Source organism: Brevibacillus sp. SIMBA_040, assembly GCF_046535075.1.
Taxonomy (GTDB): Bacteria; Bacillota; Bacilli; order Brevibacillales; family Brevibacillaceae; genus Brevibacillus.
This window is the reverse complement of sequence record NZ_JAWRXI010000151.1, coordinates 1-277: the sequence shown is the minus strand read 5'-3', so window position 1 is coordinate 277 and position 277 is coordinate 1. Positions and strand designations below refer to the sequence as shown.

Here is a 277-nt window from a genome sequence, read left to right as displayed (position 1 = left end):
CTCAGTCAGTGGGTGTTTGCCACCACAGCTCCAAACGACGGGGCGCTTCAACGACACGTCGCGGCTGTATCGGAGCGGCGTGTGAAGGCTGGCCAGTTCCCCGTGGCAGTGCTCGGGTGGGAGTCGATCGTTGGCCTGCTTTCGTCCCATCCCACGGTCGTCGAGGAATTCTACCCAGAACGATCTAGCGCGATCCAACAGCTCTTAGGTGCACTGGCTGAAAAGACTGCCGCGGCTCCCGACTGGGCGGAAGTCTCCTTCACATCGCTGCGCGATC

General features: G+C 61.7%; 1 protein-coding gene. It reads left to right on the top strand.

Annotation, left to right across the window (positions count from 1 at the left end; all coding sequences use genetic code 11):
* The coding region (locus tag SB752_RS32345) for a hypothetical protein (protein WP_410719487.1) at positions 1-188 on the top strand (188 nt) is incomplete at its 5' end.
* Positions 189-277 lie beyond the last annotated feature (89 nt).